Here is a 22,980-nt window from a genome sequence, read left to right as displayed (position 1 = left end):
CCTCTATGCCTCCCGACCGCTGGCAGCAGCACAACATCACCTTCGTCGACCGCGAGATTGCCCGGCGCACCATCGCCGAACGCCTTGGCCCCACCCTGATCAAGGTGCAGGCCGACGGGCAGCTCACCGACTGGTGGTTCATGAACAAGCAGCCCTGGCCGCTGCGTTATCTCGCGGACAAGCCCTCACCAGCCATTGAGTCGCTCCTGAGCGATCTCGTCGGCGACGGCGTGGCCGTGTCGTGCCTGCCCTGCGTCTACGAGCCCGAGACCCACACGTTCGGCGGCCCGGAGGCCATGGACACAGCCCACGAACTGTTCCACAGCGACTCGCGCCACCTGCTCACCTACCAGCTGAGCCCGATGCATTTGGGACGTCGGGAGACCGCCGTCCTGCTGGCGAGCGTCATGATGCGCGGTGCTGGACTCGATTGGTTCGAGCAGGGCGATGTATGGGCGAAGGTCGCGGCCCTTCGGCCGGCCACCGCTCCACAACCACCTGAACGAGCCGCCGAACTGACTCCGGCGATGCGGAAGCTCATGACCGCCGACGCCTACAGCCTCTGCTGCCTGGGCGGCCCACTCCACGCGCACGAGGAATGGGTGACCGCCTTCGAACGGGCCGGAACCACTCTCGCTGCCCTCGCAGGCCGCGGCGCCCTCACCCGCGGTCTGCGAGCCGTCATCGCCCATCACGTGATCTTCCACGCCAACCGCGCCGGTCTCCTCCGGGACGACCAGAGCGTCCTGTCCAACATCGCACGAGAGGTAGTCATGGGAACGAGTGACAACACCGCGTCGCCCGACGAGGCAACGGCCGAGATCGATAGCGTCAGCGCGGTGAACACCGACACGATCGCCACCCCCACGGCGGACGCCGAGCGCCTCCGCAACGCCCTGGTCGACCAGCTTCGTGCGGACGGGCACGCCCGCACGCCCGCCGTCGAGACCGCGTTGCGGACCGTGCCCCGCCATGTGTTCGTGCCCGAAGCGTCGCTCGAAGACGCCTACGCCAACGCACCGGTGCACATCAAGTACGACACCGACGGGACGTCGATCTCCTGCGCTTCCCAGCCGGGCGTCGTCGCTCTCATGCTGGACCAGCTCGACGCCCGGCCCGGCGAGCGCGTCCTCGAACTCGGCGCCGGCACCGGCTACAACGCCGGTCTGCTCGCCCACCTGGTCGGCGAGAGCGGACACGTGACCACCCTCGACGTCGACGACGACCTCGTGGAGGGCGCCCGCGCGCACTTCGCCGACGCCGGGATCACCAACGCCGAGGCCGTGACCCGTGACGGAGCACTCGGCTACGCCGAGGGAGCGCCGTACGACCGGATCATCGCCACCGTGGGCGCGCACGGCGTGCCGCACGCCTGGCTGCAGCAGCTCGCCCACGGCGGCCGGGTCCTCGTCCCCCAGCGACTGAAGGGCACTGTCTCCCGTTCCATCGCCTACGAGCAGCGCGATGGCCGATGGGTTTCCCTCGGTAGCGAGATGAACACCTTCATGCCGCTCCGGCGGGGCATTGCCGACGATGACCGCCGAGTCATCCCGCTCAGCGCGGACGGCGCTGTCCGGCTTCAGGCCCCCGCTGGGCAGCACATCGACACCGACGCCCTTGCCGGTGTTCTGGACCAGCCCCGCACCGAGGAATGGACTGGCATGACGGTCCAGGCCATGGAGTCGCCGGAGTGGATGGAACTGTTCGTCACCTGCTCCCTTCCCTCCGGCCTGATCCGGATGCTGTTCCCCCAGAGCGCCAAGGGCGGCCTGCTCACCGAGGACCCCTACCCCTCGTCGACCGCCGTCGTCGACAAGGGCGCCGTCACCTACCTGGCGCGGCGGCTGTCGGAGAAGAGGACTCCCGAGGGCGGCAAGCTCTGGGAGTTCGGCGTCATCGGCCACGGCGGGGGCAGCGACGAGCTGGCCGCGAAGGTCGCCGACGCCATCCGCACCTGGGACCGCGAATACCGCAGCCGGGAAGCCACGTTCGAAATCCAGCCCCTCGACGCCCCCGCCATCGAGCAGCGCCCCGGTCTCTTCTCTCTCGACACTCCGCTGAACCGCATCGTCGTCGACTGGCAGTGACGCCCCACGCGTAGCGGACGGTGCCCGCCGGCGTACGGCCGGCGGGCACCGTCACCTCACCAGTTCTCACTCATGCCTGGGGGACCCATGGACCCGCACGGACCCACAGCCCAACGCTTCCCGCTCGTCGCGCGCTTCCGGCCCGCCTGCCTGCCCCTGCCCCTGCCCGAGCGCGTGCGCGCTCTCGTCGACCTGGCCGACACTGCGGTGAACAAGACCGACCAAGGGCTCGCATCAGCTGTCTACAACCAGGCCGCGCTCATCGCCTCCGATCTCGACCTTCCCGACCTCGCACGCCAGATGTGCCACCAGCACGCCGCCGCCTACCTCCACGCCTGCCCCCTGCCCGGCATGAGCGCAATCCGAGGGCTGGAACCAGTCGTCAACCTCGCCCGCCTCCAGATCCGCGCGGGGCGCGCTGATGAAGGCCGCCAGCGACTGCTCGACCTGTATGAGGCCGTCGAGGCGGGCGTAGATGCTCGGTTCGAGGGCGTCGCGGTACCGGCGGTCCTCACTGCGACCGACGACGACCGCCATGAGGTCCGTGCGTGGCTGTGGCGCGTGCTCCTCGCCGACGGCACGCGCACTCTCACGACCGAGGGACGTTGGGCCGAGGCCCTGACACACATCGAAGCTCACCGAGGCGTAGGCAAACGGATGCTCGACGGGCGCCAAGTCGCCGTACTCGCCGCTCTCGTTGAGGGTGACACGGCACGGGCTGCTGTTCTCCTCGCCGGCACGATGCCTGGCGACCCGTGGGAGCAAGCCGTTACGGCATGCCTGACCGTCTTGTGCCGCCGCGACGCCGGGCAACCGTTTCACGGCCGCCTAGCGAGCTTGGTGACGACCTACTCCGAGCGGAAGAGCGGACCCGGGATGACGGTCTTCGACACCCGGCTCGGACTTACCGTCCTGGACGCGATTGGTTCCGCGGAGGCGCCCGCCGCTCACCGTATCGTCAACGACCTCCGCCGCAGGACGACGGACGCCGAAGACGGTTACGCGGCCCGCGAGAACCTGGCGCACCCTCTGTTCACCGCGATCGCGACAGACCGGCAAGCGCAGGACTGCCGCGCACTGGTGCGGGCCTGTGCCCTTGGGGCAGGGACCATCCCGGACGAGCTGCAAGGAGAACTGACGGCGGCTCTGCGCGCCAGCGACAGTGTGATCCGGGGAAGCCTCACACGCCTCTCCGAGCCCGGACGTACAACCCCTATGGAGAGAGCCTGATGGACGTACAGACTGGCGAGCCGTTTCTCCAGATCGTGGTCTGCGCGCGGCCGGGGTCGCCGCCGACGTCAGCAAGCTGATCACCGCAGCGCACGAGCGGCACTGGGACGTCGGCGGCGTCGCCACCCCCCAAGGACTCGGCTTCCTCAACGCGGAGGCGGTCGAGTCACAGACCGGTCACCCCATCCGCCCGGCCTGGCGATCACCGGGAGAACCGCGTCCGACTCGGCCTGCGGATGCGATCGCGGTCGCCCCGGCCAGCTTCAACACCGTCAACAAATGGGCTGCCGGATCTCCGACAACCTCGCGCTGGGCATGCTGTGCGAAGCACCTGCCATGGGCGTACCGCTCGCCGTGCTGCCGTACTTGAACTCGGCTCAGGTCGCTCACCCCGCGTACCGGCAGAATCTGGAGCGGCTGCGCGAGATGGGCGTCTTGATCGGCTCGCACGAGCCACACAAGCCGAAGGCTGGCGGCGGGTCCGACCGCTACCGCTGGGAGGAAGCCCTGGACCTCCTTGAGCTATGGCTTGCTCGGTAACCGCAGCTGGGGCGGGGGAGGTCATGAACCAGGCAACAGCGCCACGACAGTGGACTGGACGAGTTGGGCTGCGGCTAGGAGGTTGGGGAATCCGCCGCAGCGTTCGACGAGGTTCTGGAGCATGTAGCGCAGGGTGCCGGGGTCGCGGTCGGGTTCGTCCAGGCGCGGGGTGATCATGGCGAGGTCGCGCAGGGCGGCGTCCACCTCGGGGTATTGGCCGCGTAGTTCTTCCAGGCGCCGTCGAAGGTCGTCGATGCTGTCGCGGGCCTTGTCGACGGCTTCGTTCGTGATGTGGTTGGTCTGGCTGACGTTCTGGGAGAACGCTGCGGCTTGGGCCGGTCCGGTCATGTTTCCGGTGTTGATGATGCCGAAGTTGGGTCCGTTGGGGGCCGGGTCGGGCTGTCGGCGGATGGCCATGCGGGGCTCCTGGCGGGGTGCGGTTCAGTTGGTCATGGAGGGGTTGTTGGAGAACGGCGTGGCCTGCACAGGGCCGGCCATGGTGCCGCCGTTCATGACCCCGAAGTTGTAGATCGCGGTGGCCTGTTGCTGGTAGGCGGCGATGTCGACGTTGTGGTCGCGCAGGAAGATCTCGGTGGAGTCGAAGACGCGGCGCTGCATCATCTGCACGTAGTAGCGGGCGTCGTCATTGGTGTGCATGTCGTCGATCCAGCGGACGCTGTAGACCTCGCGGAGGCTGACCGGTCCGCTGCCCGGGTCGAGTTCGGGGCGCTTGCGGGCGGTGCGGCGTAGGAGCCGGTCGGCTCCGATGTAGATGTCGCCGAGAGCATTGAATGCAGTGCGGGCGAGCCATCTCAGGCTGCGTGGGTCGGTGGGTTTGAGACCAGCGACCTTCGAGTTGAGCGGCGCCATGATGTGCGGCCGGACGGTGACGCGCAGAAAGCCTCCCTGGTAGGCGAGGTGGACCAGGACGGCGGCGATGAGATCACCGTTCCAGGCGGTGACCCGGGCCCAGATGTAGCGGCGGGCGATCTCCTCGGCGGGCTTGTCGCCGATGCTGTCCTCGGCGAGGGTGTGCAGAGTGCGCCAGGCATCGTCGTCGATCTGGTCCCAGCGCTTGTAGTGGATGCCGGCGATGCCGATGACCTCCATGCGCGGGATGGGGTGATCGCGGTGATGGGCGGGTGCCGGGTCGTCCAGTCGGCGCGCGACATGCGTGTGCAGTTGGGCCACGGTGAAGTGCTTCAGCGGCTTGCGGGCCACTGGCTTGTTGTGCTGAGACAGGGCATCCAGTACGGCCTTTGCCACCTCGGCCATGTCGGGCTGACCCGGGCGCTGCGCCGGAGAACCGAGTCCCGCAGGCAGCCCGGCGTTGTCGTCTCCGACATCCTGGTTCTCGGGGGCCGGCTCGACATCGATACCGATAACCGCAGGCGGCCATGCCTGAAGACCCGCCCCGAGAAACCGGTCCCGGTTGCCGCTGTCGCGGCGCTCCCGGAGATACGGCAGGGCATGGGCCTGAACGGCTGTCGGAGTTGCGTGCAGTTCCCCGGCCAACAGGGCGTTGAGGCGCGTCTGTGCCAGGTATCGCTCGACCAGGTAGACGCCCCACAGCCCGACGATCAAGGTGAGGGCAGCCCACCCCACCGTCAGACTGCCGGCGATGGCCTGCCAGACGACAACCGCGACCACCGCAGCGACGGCACCTCGCCGTTTCCGCATATGGTGTATGGCGCGGTCCGAGGCTTCCACCACGGGCTCCTGGTGGAAGCCGTACACCGGCACAGGCCGCTTCGACTTCTTGATCCTCCGCCGAACCCAGACGGCGTAGTCCTCACCCACCACGACCGACGGCGGCGCCGGCTCGGAGGAACCGGGAGCTTTCTCCGCCTCCTTGGGAGGGAAGAGCCACCGCAGCCGCTTTTTTACGGCTGCCTTCAACTCCTTCCACAGGCTGGCCAGTTCGGCACGTAACACGGCCAACCAGTCTGTACGGGCGAAGGCCGCAGCGCTCAACCGGCGGGTGACCCCCTCGGTATACACCCCATGCCTGATCACTTCCCGCGCATCAGCCGCAGTCCCCAACGGCACCGCGGGCGCCGAAAAGACAGACTGATGCTCCGCGTAGGACAAGTCCCCCACCCCCGTGTCTCCGATGCCCCACCGCGACACCTGAATACGGCGGACGCAGAGGGGCATCGTCCTCGCGCATGGCAAGCGTTGCCATAGCGCAAACCAGTACAAGTTGCGCATGGAGGCATTTGGATCGAACAATGACCGAAAGGCGCCACCGAGTTGTGGGGATACCGAGGGCGCAGACGGCGTTCTGCCGGAACCTGGGCATCGGGCCTTACCGGGAGCGCGGCCGCGCTTGTGCCGACTGTTGCGGGGCTGAGGCGGCTGCTGTCATCGGAACCGGAGCGCCGGTGTGCCGTGCGGCAGCACTGCGAGCCTGTGCTGCTCGGGCTCGTGCGCTGGGTGCCGGCCGTGCGCTGAGGCGTTGGACGCGCCAGGTCAGGACCCGTGCAAGGGAGTCGGCGTCGTCCAGGGCACGCTGGCCGGCGACCTGTTGGAGGAGCCGCTCGGGATCGTGGCCTGCCGCCTCGGCCTCGGCGAGGGCGGCGGTAAGGGCGCCGAAGGCGGGGTCTTCGACGGTCTGCTCGGCATAGTCGGGCACAGCTTGGCGCAGGTGGCGGATGTGCCGGTCCACAGTCTGCTGCGGTGGTCGGCGTTGGGCGAGGGCAGCCAGCGGTATGGCGGCTGATTGGTTGTAGGCGGCCTGGAGGTGGAGCAGGGTCTGCTGGGCGGCGGCGACTTGCTGGTCGTGGTGGCGGAGCTGGTGCCAGCGGGCTGCGGCGATGACGGTGAGGATTGCGGCGTCGAGGAACATTGCGAGGAGGGCTCCGTCTCCGGTCACGGGCTGGGTGCGCATGGCGCGTACGGCGCCGCGCAGGGCGCGGGCGTGGTGGTGTTCGGCGTGGATACGGGAGCGGGTGGCGCGTTCGAAGGCAGTCGCCGCTTGCCGGAGCTGGTGTCGGATGTGCTGGGGCGCGAGGCGGGGGAGGGCGTCGAGGGCTTCACCGAAGGCGGCGAGGTGGGCCTGGGCGATGGTGTCGTCATGGTGGTCGAGGTGGTGGGGGATGCGTTCCGTGGCGGCGGTGGCTTGGTGCCAGGGGTTCGGCCTGCGCCGGTCGTCCGGCCGCTGGCTGGTGGGCTCGGTGGCGGTCAGGCGCTCGCGGATCTTGGGGAATGACAGGTCCGGCGCGAGCTTGGAGCCGGAGAACCAGACCGGCTTACCGGCGGCGTTGGTGTCGTCGGGGAGCGCGACTTTGTAGCCGCGGATGTCGCCGGAGGGGAAGTGCTGGATCTCGACCAGCACACTGTCGGTGCCGGAGAGTACGGCGAGGAACTCCTCGGGGCTAGCCGCGATGGATTCGGCGGTGCGGACCGTGGTGCGCAGTTGCTCGCGCGCCGTCTGCGCCTGCCCCGCTCGCTGGGCTTTCTCCTTCTCGGCGCGGGTGGGGCGTGGGGCTGCGGTGCGGTCGCCGCGTGCGACTTCGCGTAGCCCGTATTCCTTCTCGATGGCGATGAGTTCGCGGTCGGCGGTGAGGTAGTCGTTCCAGTGGCGGGCGGGGCGGAGGTCTCCTCGTACTTTGGTGGCGGCGATGTGGATGTGGTCGGGGGCGTGGCGCACGGCGATCCAGCGGCAGCTGTCGGGGTCGCCGTCGGGTGCGATGCCGGTGGCGGCCACGACGCGGCGGGCGATGTCCGCCCATTCGTCGTCGGTCAGGATGCGGTCCTCAGGTGCGGTGCGGACCGAGCAGTGCCACACGTGCTGTTCCGGGGCGCGGTCGCCGGCCTGCTTCACTCGTAGGTCCAGGGCGTTGGCGAGGCGCTGCCTGGTCGCCTTGATGTCGTCGGTGCGGCCGGGGTCGGGGGCGAAGCCGTCCCAGGAGGCGACCAGGTGGGGGTCGGTGTGTTCGTTGGCCCGTCCTGGGCCGTAGAGGTAGTTGATCAGCTTCGCGGTGTCCTTTCCGCTGGTGATTTTGGCGATCATTCAGTCGGCCCGCTTCGTGGAAGCCGCCTGGTCGGAGGTGACGTCGATGGCGGCGACGGTGGCGCTGACGGCGTTCAGGGTCCGTTCCGCCTGGGCGAGGACGGCGGTGTCCTCAGGGTGTGGTTGGCCGCCGGAGTTGAGTACGCGGGCGATCTGGTTGATGTTGGTGCCGATCTTCGCGACCTAGGCGCGCAGGGCGTTGAGTTCGTCGATGAGGTCGTCGACGGGGGTGCGCCGGCCGGGCAGGGTGAGGTGGCCGTGGACGTGGGCCATGACGACGGCGCCGACGTAGTGGGCGGCGGCGATGTTCAGCGACCGGGCCATGGCGAGGATGTCGGTCTTCTCGTCGAGGCTGTAGCGCACGTCGACGCGCTCTTTGCGCTGGCTCTCCATACGGTCGCGGCGGCGGGCGACGCGGTGCAGCGCGGCTTCATCGGCGGCACGCGGGAGCTGCGGCTCCGCGACGGGGAGCTGTTTCTCCTCGGGCACCCCCTGTTGCCCGAGCCCCTCAGCCACCCCCGGGGCGGAGGATTCCCCGTTGGACCGGCCCTTGGACGGTCCAACGGGATACCTTGCTCCGCTGTCTGTGGCTGGGGCGGAGATCATCTGCTCCTGCGTAGAGGGAAGTTGGTGGTTGAAGTTGTGCATGTCTACTCCTGCGGGCGGTGGTAAGGGTGAGAGCCCTGGGCCCGCCCCTCCCGCGCTGATGCGGGGGAGGGGCGGGCTGGGGTGACCTGAGCTGCGAGGTTCAGCCCGTGCCTGGCGTGGCCTTGTCGAGTTCGGCCTGCAGCAGGTTCTTGACCCTGTCCAGGCGGCTTCGGGAGATGCCGAATCCCTTGTCCCGGATCGCCTGCTCGACGTTGCGGCGTGAGACGCGGTCGTGTCGTCCGAGGGGAGCTGCGCGGCCTATGTCGATGGCCTGCTCCAGGGTGATGCTCGGCGGAGCGCCTCCCGGCTCGCCAGTCTGGTGCGGGGCCCCCCTTTGTGCTTCCCGACCGGTTGCGCCACGTCGTTGGTCTTTGTGGCGGGTGGTGGTGCTGTCTCGCTGGCTTGGCTTTCCTCGGCGGGTTCGTGGCCGTCGTTGGTCTTGTGGCCGTTGTTGTGGCGGTAGGTGGTGGTGGGGTGTCGGGCGACGAGGAGGTAGAGGTGGACGGCTCCGGCGAGGGCGAGTGGGGCGATGGCGGAGATGGCGCCGACGGTGAGGTCGTCGAGGGCGAGTTGGGTGTGGTTCTGTTGGTTGAGGCGTATGGCGTGCAGGACGTTGGCCCAGATGCTCGTGGCGGTGGCGATGGCGACCAGCGCCGAGATGTAAAGGCGGGCGGACAGCGGTGCGGTCCGCAGGACGAGCAGGGCGCCGATCCCGATGGCGATGAACCCGTCGATGACGAGCGGGAAGGCGTAGGTGAGCGCCGGGTGAATGTGGCTGGCGGTGGCCATCTGGCGCAGGGCGTCGTAGGAGAGCGCGAAGGCGGCCACGGCCAGCAGCGCCACACCCGCGCGGATCGCTGCTGCCAAGGGCACCTGGGCAGTGGACGGTACTGCGGCGAGGGCGGGGGAGGACAAAGCGGGAGTACTCCAGGATTACGGAGGCGGGGCTTGTGTGGCCTGCCCGGTGGTGGGTGGAAGAGACCCGTCGCGACTCGTCGCGTGCCTGGTCAGAGCAGGTACGGGTGCGGCAGTGACATCGAGTCGACTCGTCACCGGACCTCGACTCGTCACCGCGCTGACCTGCGCGGAGACGAGTCGCGACGGGTCGTGCCAGGTCAGGCCCCGGTCGTGGCTTCCGGTACGGGCTCGGGGCAGTAGCGTGCCCAGGAGTCGGTGAAATGCAGGAGGGCATAACCCCGGGCCTGGACGTTGCCGTGGAAGCGGCGGGGGGCGGAGCTGATGCCGTACTCCTTGAGCAGGATCTGCAGGCCCCGAGGGGTCAGGCCGTTGGTGGTGTACCCCGGCCAGGGGGTCTCGGCGTCCTGGTTGAGGATGTCGAGGAGTCGGCTGGTGCGGAGCGCCGGTGGGTTGCCTTCGGTGGCGAAGGCGCGGCGGATGTCGGCCAGGAGGCGGATGCCCAGGCTGCTGCTGTCCTGGTCCTGTTCGGCCTCGTGTTTCGCCATGACCCGGCAGGCGGTGCGGGCGAGGCCGGGCCACGTCCCGCCGGCGAGGCCGGCGACGGACACCAGCGGCTGCCAGGTGTCGGCCGCGCGGTCCTGGACCGGCATGGCCGGTGTCAGTTCCATCGCGTCGGCGTGGAGCGGGGCCAGCCAGGCGACGAGCCGGTCGCGCAGCGCGTGGAGGGGCGGGGTGTCGCGGTAGGTGCGGAATTCGTCCACCGCCTCGCCCGGCCTGCGGCGGCGCATCCGGATCACTATCGACCGGTCCATGATCGTGTCGGGCAGGTCACCGATGCCCGCGAGGGCGGCCATGGCGAAGGTAGGGAACTTGGCCACCTCGTGGTTGGGCCCGCTGACCCGGAGGGTGGGACGGTTGCGCTGGTGTCCCGCGTTGAGTAGGCCGCGCATCTCTTCGTTCTTCTCCGCGACCTTCGCGGAGCCGAAGAGCGTGTCGGCCTCGTCGACCAGCAAGGTGGGCGGGGTATCGGTGATCGACCGGAACACCGCGGCAGCCGAGGCGTTGACCGTGATCAGCGGATCGTGGACGCTCTCGGTGATCACATCCAGCAGCCGTGACTTGCCACACCGCTTCGCCGGTCCCACCACAGCCAGTCGGGGAGCGTGCTGCCACGCCGTCTGCAGATGGGTCGCCGCCACCCACAGCGTTACTGCCGTGAACGCTTCCTCGCTCGGCAGCACGACATACCGCCGAATCCGCTCACGGAGCTCCGTCAGTACCCGCTCCCCTTCGGATATCGGAGCAGCGCCGGAGACGGCGGCGGGCGGTCCTCCCGGCGAAGCAGGGCGGCTCGTGGACTGGCCGGGTATGGCCACCGGCGGCCAAGAGGGTTTCTCGGGGCTGGAATAGGGCTCGGTTCCCGAAGGTTCCACAGGGCAGCTCCTCGTCTGGCGGTGGCGGGCTTGCGCGCCGTTGCCGCCGAGTTGGTTCTTCCAGGGCCGATCGGGGTTGCTCGGGCCTCCGGCGTTGCATCGCCGGAGGCCCACTTTGTTCCCCGAGGGAACACGGACCGTACGGCCACACCCGGCAACAGTCCAGCGATTCTGTGTCAGCTCAACGCAGAATGGTTTGCTAGCCTGCTGCCTTTTCATGCGGCCAGCCCAAGCAGATCCAGCAGATCCGCAGTCACGACCCGGTAGGCGTTACCAAGTCGAAGGACCTTGCACGGGTATGCGCCGCGCTTCGCCAGCTCATAGCCTTTGCTCCGCCCGAGCCCCAGGGCGCGGTTGCTGGTTTCGAGGTCAATGGCTACTGGCAGGGCCAGCAGGTCCTCCCGGCTCATCCCCTTCGGCGACCCCTCCGTGGTGTTTTCGCGCATGCGCCATCCCTTTCGGTACAGCCGTCGGCGAACGCGGTCATCACGTCCGGCTCCAGGCAGCCACCAATCAGGATCCACAAGCTAATGTGTCTGTATGACACAACGCGGTGTGGATGATGAAGCGGACGACTTCCCGGAGTGGGTGGACCGGGTCCAGGCGAACGTGGCCGGCGAAGTCCGCCGCAGACGAAAGGAGATGGGGTGGAGCGCGCAGGAATTGGCCGACCGGTGCGAGCAGCTCGGGCACCCGATCCCGCGCAACGTGATTGCCAACATGGAGTCCGGCCGCCGGGCCGGCCTGCCATTGGTGGACGTCCTGGTCCTGGCCGCCGCCCTGGAGACGTACCCGGCCTGCCTCATCTTCCCGGTCGGCTACGTCGAACAGACTCAGGAACTCCCCTTCGAGCAACTCGTGCCGACCTGGGACGCCCTGCGGCGCTTCACCGGCGAGCAGGAGGTACTGGGGCACGATGCCGGCCTCGTGCCCGATTTCGAGGTACACGCCAGCCTCGTGGGCACCGCCCTGGCCGCGCTCGACGAAGAAGAGCAGGCACGGTTCGCCGCCAAGACGGCAACCAGCCGCGCCCAGCAGGAAGAGGCCGAACGCAAGCGGACCGAGTACGCCGACCGGGCCGTCTCCGCGAAGTACAAGCTCCGCTACCTCCGCCGAGACCTCCTCGACGACGGAGCCATCCCGCCCGACCTCCCACCCGCACTCCACGACGTCGACCCGCCCGAATGGGCCCCCGATACCACCACGGAGGAACGCCCTTGAAGGGATCCACCCACCGCCGCTGCTACTGCCGCGACGCCGAGACCGGCAAGCCGCTCGGCAAGAAGTGCCCCAAGCTCACCAGCCGCAAGCATGGCTCCTACTCCATACGCCAGGAGCTCCCACCCCGAGCCGATGGAATCCGCCGATCCTTCAGCCGTGCCGGCTACGAGAGCAACAAAGCCGCCCAAACCGACCTCGACCACATACGCGCGCTTCTCGGCCTCGCCGACGCCGATGACTCCGAAGGTCTGGATCAGATCGCCGAGTTGCTGGAGAAAGTGGCAGACGAGAAGGCTCCGCTACCGGACATCGAGTCGACCCGTCGGCGCCTGAGCCACGGCTTGGACCTCACCAGCCGCCTCACGGTCGGCGAGTGGCTGGATATCTGGCTGGCGGGCAAGAAGGGGCGGCAGAGTGCAATCAGCCGCGACGAGAGCAATATTCGCGTCCACCTTCAGCCGCGCATCGGGCACGTACGGCTCGACCGCCTTCGGGTCACTCACCTCTCGGAGATGTTCGAAGCCATAGCCGAGGCCAACGTCGAGATCGCCGAGGGGAACGCCGCGCGACGCAAGGCGTTCGAGGATCTCGCACAGATTTCCTGGAAGGGGCGCGGGCCCCGCGCCCGCCGTAAGGCGATGAAGGCGGCCATCGCCGAGATGGATCCCTACCGCCGCATTGTCGGTCCGGCGACGCGGCAACGTGTTCGCTCCACGCTGCGGGCCGCGTTGAACGCGGCGATCGCTCAGCAGCTGATCACCTTCAACCCGGCCTCCCACGTCGAGTTGGAGGCTGGCAGGCGCCCCAAGGCACTTGTGTGGACCGAGGAGCGCATCCTCCATTGGAAGCGCACTGGCGAGAAGCCCTCGCCGGTGATGGTCTGGACGCCGGAACACACCGGCCCTCTTCCTTGACCATGTAGCCGAGGACCGGCTGTACGCGCTGTTTCACCTGGTCGCCTTCCGCGGACTTCGGCGAGGCGAGGCGTGCGGTCAGAGGTGGACCGACACGCACCTGGAGGCCGGGCTTCTCACGGTTGCCAAGCAACTCGTCGTGAACGGCTGGGAGGTGTACGAGGACGATCCCAAGACCGACGCCGGGGCGCGCACCATCGCCCTCGACGCCGACACGGTCCAGGCACTCAAACGGCACCGAGCCCAGCAGGACAAGGACCGCAAGGAGTGGGAGAGCGGCTGGATGGAGACCGGAAGGGTCTTCACCCGCGAGAACGGAGAACTGTTCCACCCCGCCAACGTCACACGGCGGTTCATCGAGCTGCACGAGGAAATCGGTCTTCCGCCGATCCGGCTCCACGATCTCCGTCACGGGGCCGCGACGCTGGCTCACGCGGCCGGTGCCGGCCTGAAGGACATCCAGGAGATGCTCGGCCACTCCTCGATCACCATCACGTCGGACACGTACACGAGCCTGCTCCCCGAGGCGGACCTGGCGATCGCGGAGGCCGCGGCCCGGCTCGTGCCGCGAGCGCGCGTCACCACCGAGAACACCGATCCCGAAGCGGAGGCCGATCCCGACGGCGCGGAGCCTGCCGGCGCGGAACCCGGGCCGGATGGTGCTGATCCGTTGGGGAAAATGCGGGAGATCAACTCCCCGTCCGCTCACGCACCGCTCACGCAAACGGCCTCGGACGAGAAGTCCGAGGTCGAGTAAGACCCCTCCCTGGGGGAGAAACCCCAGGTCAGAGCGGTAACGCGTTGTGCCCCCGGCAGGATTCGAACCTGCGACACCCGCTTTAGGAGAGCGGTGCTCTATCCCCTGAGCTACGAAGGCGGGAAGGCTTGGCGCGGCCGGTGAGGGCTGTGCCGCCGGAAACAGTGTAGCGGGTGGCGTTGTCCGGCAGGTGGCTGCCGTGACCTGCGCCCGCCCTGCCCGCCCGCCCTGCCGTGGGCGGGCGCGGCAGGCCGGTCTCGGTGAGGCGCGCGGAAGGAACGGGGGACCACTGGGGTGTCGTCCTGTGCCGCGGGGGTCGTGAGCGCCAGGACCTTCTGGTGGTCGGGGGTCCGGGTCCTCCAGCGGACTCGTGTTGTTGGGATGCGTGGAGAGACAGCGGGTGCGCAGTGCCGAGAGTCGCACGGCGGTACCGCCGAGCCCGGCGATCGGTGGCCCGGACCGGATGAGACGCGGCGATGAGTTTTGGGCGGGGCGGCGGTCCTTCGAGGAGGCGGGGCGTACGTTCCGTCGCATCCGAATGCGAGAAGGAGAGCGGGCATGCTGCTCAAGAACAAGACCGCTGTGATCTACGGCGGCAGCGGGGCCATCGGCGGCGCCGTGGCGCGGATCTTCGCGCGGGAGGGGGCGCAGGTCTTCCTCGCCGCCCGTACCCCCGGGCCGCTGGAGGCGGTCGCTTCGGACATCAGGGCCGAGGGCGGCACCGTCGAGACCGCCGTACTGGACGCGCTCGACGAACGGGCCGTGGACGCGCATGCCGACGATGTGGCCGAGCGGGCGGGCAGTATCGATATCTCGTTCAATCTGATCTCGCACAACGACGTGCAGGGCACCCCGCTCGCCGAAATGGCGCTCGCGGACTTCGAGCGGCCCGTCGTGACCGCCCTGCGGACGAATTTCCTGACCGCGCGCGCCGCCGCCCGCCATATGAAGCCGCGTCGTTCCGGCGTGATCCTGGTGTTCGGGGGGTACGGCGATCCGGCGCCCGAATTCAGCCTGGGCGGGCTCCAGGTCGCCTTTCAGGCGCTCGAATCGCTGCGCCGCCAACTGGCCTGTGAGCTGGGGCCGTTCGGGATCCGGGCGCTGACGCTCCAGACCGCCGGGATCGCCGAGACGCTTCCCGCGGACTTCGACGGACGTGACGCCATCGTCCACGACATCGAGCGGCGCACGATGCTGAAGCGGGCCGCCACCCTGGAGGACGTGGGGAACGTGGCCGCCTTCGCCGCCTCCGACCGCGCCCGCTCCATGACCGCGACCGCGCTCAACATCACCTGCGGGACGCAGGTGGACTGACCGGGCATGGCGCCAGGGCCGCGCCGGGCGGGGGCGGCGCGGGTCGACTCCGTCAGGTCGGTGGAGTAGCGTCGCCCCCGTATTGAGCAAGCGCTCAGAGAGATTCCCGAGGTGCCCGTGTCGCCCATCCTCACCGCGCCCGGGGCGCCTTTCGCCGTCGTACGCGCCGAGAACGGCTCGCTCATCTATGCCGAAGGGCCGCGCACCCTGCGCGAGTTCGTCGAGCCGACCTGGACCTTCGGCGATCAGCCGTTTCTGGTGGCGGAGGACCGGACGTATACGTACGGGGAGTTCTTCGCCGCCGCCTCCGCCCTCGCCAACCGGTTCCTCGATGCGTACGGGCTGCGCCCCGGCGACCGCGCCGTCATCGCCATGCGCAACCACCCCGAGTGGCAGATCGCCTTCTGGGCCGCCCAGTTGGCGGGGCTGATCGCCGTACCCCTCAACGCCTGGTGGACCGAGGACGAGTTCAGGTACGCGTTGGACGACTGCGCGCCGCGCGTGCTGCTCGTGGACGGCGAGCGGCTGCCGCGCGTCAGCCGATGGGCCGAGGACCAGGGGAAGCGTGAAGGCGGGCGCGAGCGGGTGCGGATCGTCGTCTTCGACTCCGACGACCACGACGGCTGCGGAGGCTACGACGGGTGCGGAGGCCGCGACGACTCCGGCGGCGCGCTCGGCGCGGGCGTGGAGCGGTACGAGGAACTGCCCGCCCCCGATCCCGCCGCCGCGCCCCCCGACGTCGAGGTGCGGCCCGAGGACGACGCCACCATCATCTACACATCGGGGACGACGGGACGGCCCAAGGGCGCCGTCGCCACCCATCTCGCACAGGCGGGAGCGGCCATGAACCCCCGCTTCCAGGCCGCCGCCTCCGCCCTCGGGCGCGGGCGGATCCCGGGCCAGGGGCCCGCGCCCGTCTCGCTGATGACGTTCCCGTTCTTCCATGTGGCGGCGTTCACCAGCCTCTATTCGGCGATGGCCGTCGGCGGCACGCTCGTCCTGATGCGCAAGTGGGACGCGCGACGGGCCCTGGAACTGATCCGCGAGCACGGGGTGACGCACTACGCGGGCGTCCCGGCCACCGCGCTCCAACTGCTGGACGAGGCGGTCGCCGAGAACGACCCGCTGGAATCCCTCACCATGCTCGCCACCGGCGGCGCCGCCGCGCCGCCCGATCTGGTGGCCCGGCTCACAGCCCGTTACGGGGAGCGCATCGAAGCTCGTAACGGTTACGGCCTGACGGAGACCTCCGGCGGGGTGCTCGCCAACTTCGGCGCCGACTACCGGCGGTTCCCGGCCAGCGTGGGACGTCCGACGCCCGTCACCGAGGTACGGATCGCGGATCCGGCCGGCGAGACGTTGCCCGAGGGGGAGGTGGGGGAGCTGTGGCTGCGCGGCCAGTCGCTCATGCGCGGCTACTGGCGGGACGAGGCGTCGAGCGCGCGGGCGTTCTCCCGCGACGGCTGGTTCAGGACCGGTGACCTCGCGGTCGTACGGGACGACGGGCGCGTCAGTGTCGTGGACCGGATCAAGGACATGATCGTCCGCGGTGGCGAGAACGTGTACTGCGTCGAGGTCGAGGACGTACTCCACGCGCACCCGGACGTCATCGACGCCGCCGTGCTCGGCGTCCCCCACCCCGTGCTGGGCGAGGAGGTCGCGGCGGTGGTGCGGATCAGGCCGGGGGCCGGGACGGACGCCGGGGAACTGCGGGCCCATGTCGGCCGTCGTCTCGCCGCGTTCAAGGTGCCGGCTCATGTGCTCGTGCGGGAGGAGCCGCTGCCGCGGAACCCGACCGGCAAGATCCTCAAGCGTGAGCTGCGGGACCCCGTGGCGGAGCACATCCGCGCGGGGGAGGAATGACGGGGGAATCGCGGGAGGAATGACGAGGCGGGGAGGGAGTGGAGAGTGGTCGTGCACGGGGACGGCACGGGACGCTCAGGATCACCCGGAGGCAGCCCAGACCGGCCAAGAGCCAAGAGGCGCTCGGGGGGGGCGCCAGAGGCACTCGGGGGGACCGCCAGAGGCACTCGGAACCGCTCAGGACCGCTTCACCCTGATCTTGAAACTTCCGTCCGGGTCCTGCGCCAGCACCGAGATCTCGATGCCGTGCTCCTGGTCGGTGAAGGTCTGCCCCGGCCGGTACGGCGCGTCCGACAGCTCCGCGTGCACATTGGGCCTGCGCGTACAGCCACCGCTGTTCGGCTTGCTGTCCGCGACGGCGATCGGGCCGCGGCCCGTGTCGACGCCCGAGTCCACGCGGTAGATCAGGACCCCCGGCTCGCAGACCGCCTCGTCATTGCCCTCGCGCGTCCGTACCTCCACCGCGTACCCCGACTCCTTGGAGATCGGTACGAACGCCAGCTTCGGCCCGCCCGTGGTGGCCAGCGGACCGAGCACATAGTCGTTGCTGCTGCCCGCCCGCGCGGCGCATCGGACCTGTTCGTCGTCGAGCCAGCCGAGCTTCCACTTGTGCCAGCCCAGCAGATCGTTGTTGGCGCCCCAGTCCTCGGACATGATGTCCCAGTGCCCGACCGAGCTGCCGCCGTCCATCGTGTAGAGATCGGGCAGCCCGAAGACATGGCCGTTCTCGTGCGGGAGCACCCGGTAGCCGGTCTCGGCGTACGATCCGGAGCCGTCGTCCTGGCGGCTGTAGACGAAGGACGTGTTGGCGAGGGGGGCGCCGTCGGCGTGCGGGGCATCCGCGTTGCCGGAGAAGGTGACGGACAGGACGGTGTCCAGCGCCGAGGGGCCCGCGTTGGGTGTGACCAACACGTTGACCAGGTCGTACGCGCTGAAGTCCACTTCCGGGTCGGTGACGGCCACGATGTCGTCGACCAGCTTTCGGTAGCCCGGCTCGTACGGTGAGCCGCGCGCGATCCCGTACTCCGCGAAGGGCAGCGGCATCCGTACCCAGTCCCGCAGCGGGGCCTCGGGGCGGTAGTCGAGCCGCCCGTACGAACTGGTTCTGAACCACTGCGACGTCTTCGGGAAGAACTCGGAGAGTCGGTCGAGCGCCCTCCCCGTGCCCGGTGCGTCCGGGAAGTCGATCATGAGGTTGAGGGCGCGGACCTTGCCCGTGGAGCGGGAGTAACCGGACGGGGTGGGCAGGCCCTCCGACATCTGTACGGCGATGTTCGGGACGATACGGCACGGGCCGAGGGGAGAGTTCACGGCCAGTCCCAGGCCCCCCGAGGCGGTGGCGGTGGCGTGGAGGGTCGAACTCGCCGTGGTCAGGGCGGCGAGGGTGAGCGCTGTGAGGCCGGCGATGGCGGTGAGGCGGCGGGGGCCCTTGGCCCGGCCGGCGATGCCACTGGTGCGTGAGGTGCGTGAGGTGCACGGGGTTCGTTGGGTACGTCGGGTGCTGGTCGCGTCGGCGGTGCTTCCGGTGCTTGCGGTTCCGTCCGTGTCTGCCGTGTCTTCTATGCCTTCGGGGGCTCCTGTGGCTCCGGCTCTCCCGCCGGCTCCGCGTATCTGACGCCTCTGCTGCATGCGGTCGCCCTTTACGTCCGCGGCAGTCGGCCGTACTGACTGCGCTGTTCGATCACCGTGCGTCGGTCGGCGTGTCGGCGCTCGCTGGGTGCGCCGATCGTGGGTTCCTGCCACCGAATGGAGCAGAGTGACCCAGCTCACATGTTTGAGTGAAATAACCGGGGATGGCTTCCCCGTTTACACAGGTGTCTCTGGAAAGCGGGGAAGCGATCCCCGCTTGCGACATACGAAGCACGAGGACCGAGGGAACCGAGGGAAGGGTTCGACGTGACCGCCATCGCAGCTGAAACCCCGACGCGCCGAGTGGCCCGCCCGCGCGCGGACGCTCTGCGCAACCGGGAGCGGATCGTGGCGGCGGCCCGTGAGATGTTCGTGGAGTTCGGGGCCGACGCCCCGCTCGATGAGATCGCCCGCCGTGCGGGCATCGGCAATGCCACGCTCTACCGGCACTTCGCCGACCGGTACGCCCTTGTTCACGCTGTTGTGCGCTCCGTCATGGAGAGTGTCGCCGACCAGGCGGACCGTATCGCCGCGGAGGAGTCCGACCCGTTCATCGCGCTGCGCCGCTTCGTGCATGCCGCGGCCGACGAACGAATCGGAGCGCTCTGTCCGATGCTGTCCGCCACGTTCAACAGGGAACGTCCCGATCTGGACGCGCAGCGCGTGCGTCTGGAGACGGTCGTCGAAGGGCTCATGGAACGGGCGCGCCAGGCCGGGCGGCTGCGAACGGATGTCGCCGTCGGCGATCTGATGGTCGCGCTGTCCCAGCTCACCCGCCCGCTGCCCGGCACCGGCTGCCTGGACATGGACCGGTTCATCCACCGGCATCTCCAGCTGTTCCTCGATGGCCTGGAAGCACCCGCCAGGTCCGAACTGGCCGGCTCGGCCGCGACTATGGAGGATCTGCGCCGCGCCGCTCCGTGACGCGCCCTTGAACCAACGCACCGGCCAGGCCCGCGAACCCCGGCGGCCAGGCCCCCACAGTCCCAGTAGCCCATTCCAGTTCCAGTAGCGGCCGCGTGGCTCCGGCAACTCCGGCAAGCTCCAGCGGCCCGCTCAGTTCAGAGGTCCGCCGGCGCGTGTCCGTGCCCGCGGCCAGCGGCTCGTGCTCCAGCGCCCGCACCAGAGACTCCACGACCCCATGACTTCGTAAGTCACGCAGCGTCGCGTGTGCTTACGTACGTTTTCGCCTTTACGCACCCTTAGGTGGACACCTCCATGTCAAAAACAGCCGAAACACGGCGCCCCGATCCGGGTGCCACGGCCGCCGACCCCAGCCGCTGGAAAGCGCTGGTTTTCATCGCCCTCGCGCAGCTCATGGTCGTACTCGACGCGACGATCGTGAATATCGCGCTGCCCTCCGCCCAGAAAGACCTGGGGATATCGGACGGCAACAAGCAGTGGGTCATCACGGCCTACGCCCTCGCCTTCGGTGGTCTGCTCCTCTTCGGCGGACGCATCGCCGACCTGTGGGGCCGTAAGCGCACGTTCGTCACCGGCCTCATCGGCTTCGCCGCCGCGTCCGCCATCGGCGGCGCGGCCAACAGCGAGGGGCTGCTGCTCGGCGCCCGCGCGCTCCAGGGTGTCTTCGGCGCGCTGCTCGCGCCCGCCGCTCTGTCGCTGCTCGCCGTGACCTTCACTGATGCCAAGGAGCGGGCCAAGGCCTTCGGCATCTTCGGAGCGATCGCCGGTGGCGGTGGCGCCGTGGGTCTGATCCTCGGTGGATTCCTCACCGAGTACCTGGACTGGCGCTGGACGTTCTTCGTCAACATTCCGTTCGCGATCGTGGCCGCCCTGGGCGCGTACTTCGTGATCCGCGAGCCCGCGGGCGGGCGCAACCGCTCCGCGCTGGACATCCCCGGCGTCGTACTCTCCACGCTGGGCCTGGTCTCGCTGGTGTACGGCTTCACCCGCGCCGAGTCCAACGGCTGGGGCGACTCGATGACGATCTCGCTCTTCGTCGCCGCCGCGGTCCTGCTGGTGACGTTCGTGGCCGTCGAGTCGAGGGTCAAGGCTCCGCTGCTGCCGCTGCGCGTGGTGACCAACCGCAACCGCGCCGGTGTCTATCTCTCGCTGGGCCTCGCCATCATCGGCATGTTCGGTCTGTTCCTCTTCCTGACGTACTACCTCCAGGTGGTCGAGGGGTACTCGCCGGTCAAGACGGGCTTCGCCTTCATGCCGATGATCGTGGGCATGATCACGGGCTCGACCCAGATCGGTGCCCGGCTGATGACCCGGGTGGCGCCTCGCCATCTGATGGGCCCCGGCTTCCTGGTCGCCTCCGTCGGCATGCTCCTGCTGACCCAGCTGGAGATCGGCTCCTCGTACACCGGCCTGATCCTGCCGGCGGAGCTGCTGCTCGGCCTCGGTATGGGTACGGCGTTCATGCCGGCCATGTCGCTCGCCACGCACGGCATCGAGCCGCGTGACGCGGGCGTCGCCTCGGCGATGGTGAACACCTCGCAGCAGGTGGGTGGCGCGATCGGTACGGCGCTGCTGAACACGATCGCGGCCTCGGCCACCACCGCGTACGTCGCCTCCCACGCGGCGACGGCCACCAACGCGCAGCTGCTGGAGCTCCAGGCCCTGGTGGCCGGCTTCTCCAGCGCGATCTGGTGGGCGGTCGGCATCCTGCTGGTCGCCTCCGCGATCGCCGTGACCCTGATCAACACGGGCCGTCCCGGTTCTTCGCCGGTCGCCTCGGGTGTCGAGGGCGCGGAGGACGAGATCAAGATGCCGGTGGCGATGCACTGACGATGGCGATGCACTGACGGTGCGGATGCACTGACGGTCGCTGCCCCACGGCACGGAACCGTCCGCCCCGGTACCGCCGCTATTCAGCGGTGGTGCCGGGGCGGATTCGTGTCCGTAGTACTTCGTATGTCAGCGGCGCCAGGGCAGATCCGCGCCCGTACCCTCCGGCTGGAGCCCTGCCGCCATCACCCGCATGATCTCGCCGAGCTGTCCGATCTGCTCGGGGCTGAGCCGGTCGAAGATCGCCTGGCGTACGGCGGCGACATGGCCCGGCGCCGACTTCTCCAGGACATCGTTTCCCTCGTCCGTCAGGAACGCGTTCTGTCCGCGCTTGTCGGAGGGGCAGTCCTCGCGCCGCACCCAGCCGTGCTGTTCCAGCCGCGCGATCGCGTGCGACAGCCGTGACCTGGTTATTTTGGCGTCCTTGGCCAGCTGGGTCATCCGCATCCGGCGCCGGGGAGCGCGCGCGAGATGCACGAGCAGGGCGTAGTAGATGTGCGGCATCCCGGCGTCACGCTGGAGCTGGCGGTCGAGATGGTCCTCCAGCAGCGTGGTGGCCTGGAGATACGCCTGCCAGACGCGCTGCTCCTCGTTGCTGAGCCAGCGAGGCTCCTCGCCCGTACCGGCGCCGCTGCCGGTGGATGCCATCGTCATGTATTCCACTCTACCAATTCTTGAAAGTTAAACTAGGTCTGGATAGGGTGACAGTGAAGTGAATGCTTGAGGATTCAAGTAGGTGGATCGCGCAGATGGATCCACGCGCAGATGGATCCACGCGCAGATGGATCCACGGACGGATAGATCCACGTCCACGTCCACATGCTGCACGTCCACGGACAGAGACAGGTCAACAGACCGGGAGTCGCCATGAACGCCGTCGCGGAGCGCATGCCCGCCCTCTACCTCTCCCATGGAGCCCCGCCGCTGGCCGACGACCCGGTCTGGCCCGGTGAACTGGCCGCCTGGTCCGGGACGCTGCCCCGCCCCAAGGCGATCCTGATGGTCTCCGCGCACTGGGAAGAGGCCCCGCTCGCGCTCGGCGCGACCGAGACCGTGCCGCTGGTGTACGACTTCTGGGGCTTTCCCGAGCACTACTACGCGGTGCGGTACGCGGCGCCGGGGGCGCCCGAGCTGGCCGGCCGATTCCGTGAGGAAGCTGCTGCGCGGCGCCGGGACGCCGGTGCAGGACGTGCCGGACCGCGGGCTCGATCACGGTGCGTATGTGCCCCTGGCGGAGATGTTCCCGGAGGCCGACATTCCGGTGCTCCAGGTCTCCATGCCCACACTCGACCCGCAGAAGCTGTTGGAGATCGGGCGCAAGCTGGCACCGCTCAGGGACGAGGGTGTATTGATCGTCGGCAGTGGCTTCTTCACCCACAACCTGGCCGCTTTGCGGCACACGGGCGGCGGGGTGCCCGGCTGGTCCGCGGAGTTCGACGACTGGGGTACGAGGGCGCTGCGGGCGCGGGACGTCGATGCCCTGCTCGACTTCGAGCACAAGGCCCCGGCCGGCCGGCTGGCCCACCCCCGTACTGAGCACTTCGCGCCACTCTTCGTGACGCTGGGTGCGTCGGAGGGCGAGCTGGAGAGCTGCCGGAGCGTGATCGACGGCTTCTGGATGGGCCTGGCGAAGAGGGCGGTGCAGTTCGGCTGACCT

General features: G+C 69.1%; 16 protein-coding genes, 1 tRNA gene and 4 pseudogenes. 10 read left to right on the top strand and 11 right to left on the bottom strand.

The genetic code is table 11. The annotated features are described in order from the left end of the window. The first annotated feature begins 5 nt into the window (after nt 1-5). The 3 genes and pseudogenes from fxlM (at nt 6) to ACIRQP_RS10995 (ending at nt 3,857) form a co-directional block, all read left to right on the top strand. Nucleotides 6-2,087, top strand: a complete 2,082-nt coding sequence (gene fxlM / locus ACIRQP_RS11005; protein WP_403886721.1) for a methyltransferase, FxLD system — start codon at nt 6-8, stop codon at nt 2,085-2,087. A gap of 87 nt (nt 2,088-2,174) precedes the next feature. Next, complete coding sequence (locus tag ACIRQP_RS11000) at nt 2,175-3,317, top strand: hypothetical protein (protein WP_403886718.1); 1,143 nt, start codon at nt 2,175-2,177, stop codon at nt 3,315-3,317. Continuing rightward, nucleotides 3,317-3,857 (top strand): annotated as a pseudogene (locus tag ACIRQP_RS10995) (flavoprotein). The gene ACIRQP_RS11000 and the pseudogene ACIRQP_RS10995 overlap by 1 nt, the downstream one beginning before the upstream one ends. A gap of 21 nt (nt 3,858-3,878) precedes the next feature. Here the strand turns inward: ACIRQP_RS10995 and ACIRQP_RS10990 are convergent. The 8 genes and pseudogenes from ACIRQP_RS10990 to ACIRQP_RS10955 form a co-directional block, all read right to left on the bottom strand. Further along, entirely contained in the window at nt 3,879-4,274 is a 396-nt protein-coding gene (locus tag ACIRQP_RS10990; protein ID WP_403886715.1) for a hypothetical protein, read from the bottom strand. Nucleotides 4,275-4,298: 24 nt separating this feature from the next. Further along, nucleotides 4,299-5,792 carry a hypothetical protein gene (locus tag ACIRQP_RS10985; protein WP_403886712.1) on the bottom strand — a complete coding sequence of 498 codons (1,494 nt, stop codon included), beginning with the start codon at nt 5,790-5,792 and terminating at the stop codon, nt 4,299-4,301. A gap of 373 nt (nt 5,793-6,165) precedes the next feature. Further along, nucleotides 6,166-7,872: a relaxase/mobilization nuclease domain-containing protein gene (locus tag ACIRQP_RS10980; protein ID WP_403886709.1), complete on the bottom strand. Its 1,707-nt coding sequence runs from the start codon at nt 7,870-7,872 to the stop codon at nt 6,166-6,168. After that, nucleotides 7,873-8,046, bottom strand: coding sequence for a plasmid mobilization relaxosome protein MobC (gene mobC / locus ACIRQP_RS10975; protein WP_403887148.1), 174 nt, complete (start codon nt 8,044-8,046; stop codon nt 7,873-7,875). Between the two features lie 9 nt (nt 8,047-8,055). Further along, nucleotides 8,056-8,388: a hypothetical protein gene (locus tag ACIRQP_RS10970; protein ID WP_403886706.1), complete on the bottom strand. Its 333-nt coding sequence runs from the start codon at nt 8,386-8,388 to the stop codon at nt 8,056-8,058. Between the two features lie 232 nt (nt 8,389-8,620). Beyond that, a pseudogene (locus ACIRQP_RS10965) lies at nt 8,621-9,387 on the bottom strand (DUF2637 domain-containing protein). 248 nt (nt 9,388-9,635) lie between these two features. Then, nucleotides 9,636-10,871, bottom strand: a complete 1,236-nt coding sequence (locus ACIRQP_RS10960) for a DUF3631 domain-containing protein (protein WP_403886703.1) — start codon at nt 10,869-10,871, stop codon at nt 9,636-9,638. A 215-nt stretch (nt 10,872-11,086) separates the two neighbouring features. After that, nucleotides 11,087-11,317 (bottom strand): hypothetical protein, encoded by a 231-nt coding sequence (locus tag ACIRQP_RS10955; protein ID WP_403886700.1) that lies wholly within the window; start codon nt 11,315-11,317, stop codon nt 11,087-11,089. A 109-nt stretch (nt 11,318-11,426) separates the two neighbouring features. On the opposite strand from ACIRQP_RS10955, the gene ACIRQP_RS10950 reads away from it, so the two are divergent. Both ACIRQP_RS10950 and xerC read left to right on the top strand, forming a co-directional pair. After that, nucleotides 11,427-12,092 carry a helix-turn-helix domain-containing protein gene (locus tag ACIRQP_RS10950; protein ID WP_403886697.1) on the top strand — a complete coding sequence of 222 codons (666 nt, stop codon included), beginning with the start codon at nt 11,427-11,429 and terminating at the stop codon, nt 12,090-12,092. Next, a pseudogene (gene xerC, locus ACIRQP_RS10945) lies at nt 12,089-13,763 on the top strand (tyrosine recombinase XerC). The gene ACIRQP_RS10950 and the pseudogene xerC overlap by 4 nt, the downstream one beginning before the upstream one ends. A 47-nt stretch (nt 13,764-13,810) precedes the next feature. Here xerC and ACIRQP_RS10940 read toward each other — a convergent pair. Further along, nucleotides 13,811-13,883: transfer RNA gene (locus tag ACIRQP_RS10940), tRNA-Arg, on the bottom strand. 438 nt (nt 13,884-14,321) lie between these two features. On the opposite strand from ACIRQP_RS10940, the gene ACIRQP_RS10935 reads away from it, so the two are divergent. Continuing rightward, nucleotides 14,322-15,077: an SDR family NAD(P)-dependent oxidoreductase gene (locus tag ACIRQP_RS10935; protein ID WP_403886695.1), complete on the top strand. Its 756-nt coding sequence runs from the start codon at nt 14,322-14,324 to the stop codon at nt 15,075-15,077. A gap of 111 nt (nt 15,078-15,188) precedes the next feature. Continuing rightward, nucleotides 15,189-16,940 (top strand): class I adenylate-forming enzyme family protein, encoded by a 1,752-nt coding sequence (locus tag ACIRQP_RS10930; protein WP_403886692.1) that lies wholly within the window; start codon nt 15,189-15,191, stop codon nt 16,938-16,940. A gap of 177 nt (nt 16,941-17,117) precedes the next feature. On the opposite strand, the gene ACIRQP_RS10925 is transcribed toward ACIRQP_RS10930, so the two are convergent. Then, complete coding sequence (locus tag ACIRQP_RS10925) at nt 17,118-18,569, bottom strand: M6 family metalloprotease domain-containing protein (RefSeq protein ID WP_403886689.1); 1,452 nt, start codon at nt 18,567-18,569, stop codon at nt 17,118-17,120. Between the two features lie 267 nt (nt 18,570-18,836). On the opposite strand from ACIRQP_RS10925, the gene ACIRQP_RS10920 reads away from it, so the two are divergent. Continuing rightward, nucleotides 18,837-19,493: a TetR/AcrR family transcriptional regulator gene (locus tag ACIRQP_RS10920; protein WP_403886686.1), complete on the top strand. Its 657-nt coding sequence runs from the start codon at nt 18,837-18,839 to the stop codon at nt 19,491-19,493. Between the two features lie 294 nt (nt 19,494-19,787). Continuing rightward, nucleotides 19,788-21,323, top strand: coding sequence for an MFS transporter (locus tag ACIRQP_RS10915; RefSeq protein ID WP_403886684.1), 1,536 nt, complete (start codon nt 19,788-19,790; stop codon nt 21,321-21,323). A gap of 129 nt (nt 21,324-21,452) precedes the next feature. Here ACIRQP_RS10915 and ACIRQP_RS10910 read toward each other — a convergent pair whose 3' ends face one another. Further along, complete coding sequence (locus ACIRQP_RS10910; RefSeq protein WP_403886681.1) at nt 21,453-21,986, bottom strand: MarR family winged helix-turn-helix transcriptional regulator; 534 nt, start codon at nt 21,984-21,986, stop codon at nt 21,453-21,455. A gap of 204 nt (nt 21,987-22,190) precedes the next feature. Between ACIRQP_RS10910 and ACIRQP_RS10905 the strand changes: the two are divergent. Continuing rightward, nucleotides 22,191-22,977 (top strand): annotated as a pseudogene (locus ACIRQP_RS10905) (dioxygenase). Nucleotides 22,978-22,980 lie beyond the last annotated feature (3 nt).

It is taken from the genome of Streptomyces sp. NPDC102274, from assembly GCF_044766385.1.
Taxonomy (GTDB): domain Bacteria; phylum Actinomycetota; class Actinomycetes; order Streptomycetales; family Streptomycetaceae; genus Streptomyces.
Note: the sequence above shows the minus strand (reverse complement) of the source record. Positions and strands in the feature narration are given on the sequence as shown.

Excerpts from the sequence above, each read along its gene's own strand:
- fxlM (WP_403886721.1), top strand. The coding sequence starts at position 6 with ATGCCTCCCGACCGCTGGCAGCAGCACAACATCACCTTCGTCGACCGC.
- ACIRQP_RS11000 (WP_403886718.1), top strand. The coding sequence starts at position 2,175 with ATGGACCCGCACGGACCCACAGCCCAACGCTTCCCGCTCGTCGCGCGC.
- ACIRQP_RS10990 (WP_403886715.1), bottom strand. The coding sequence starts at position 4,274 with ATGGCCATCCGCCGACAGCCCGACCCGGCCCCCAACGGACCCAACTTC.
- ACIRQP_RS10980 (WP_403886709.1), bottom strand. The coding sequence starts at position 7,872 with ATGATCGCCAAAATCACCAGCGGAAAGGACACCGCGAAGCTGATCAAC.
- ACIRQP_RS10955 (WP_403886700.1), bottom strand. The coding sequence starts at position 11,317 with ATGCGCGAAAACACCACGGAGGGGTCGCCGAAGGGGATGAGCCGGGAG.
- ACIRQP_RS10935 (WP_403886695.1), top strand. The coding sequence starts at position 14,322 with ATGCTGCTCAAGAACAAGACCGCTGTGATCTACGGCGGCAGCGGGGCC.
- ACIRQP_RS10925 (WP_403886689.1), bottom strand. The coding sequence starts at position 18,569 with ATGCAGCAGAGGCGTCAGATACGCGGAGCCGGCGGGAGAGCCGGAGCC.
- ACIRQP_RS10915 (WP_403886684.1), top strand. The coding sequence starts at position 19,788 with ATGTCAAAAACAGCCGAAACACGGCGCCCCGATCCGGGTGCCACGGCC.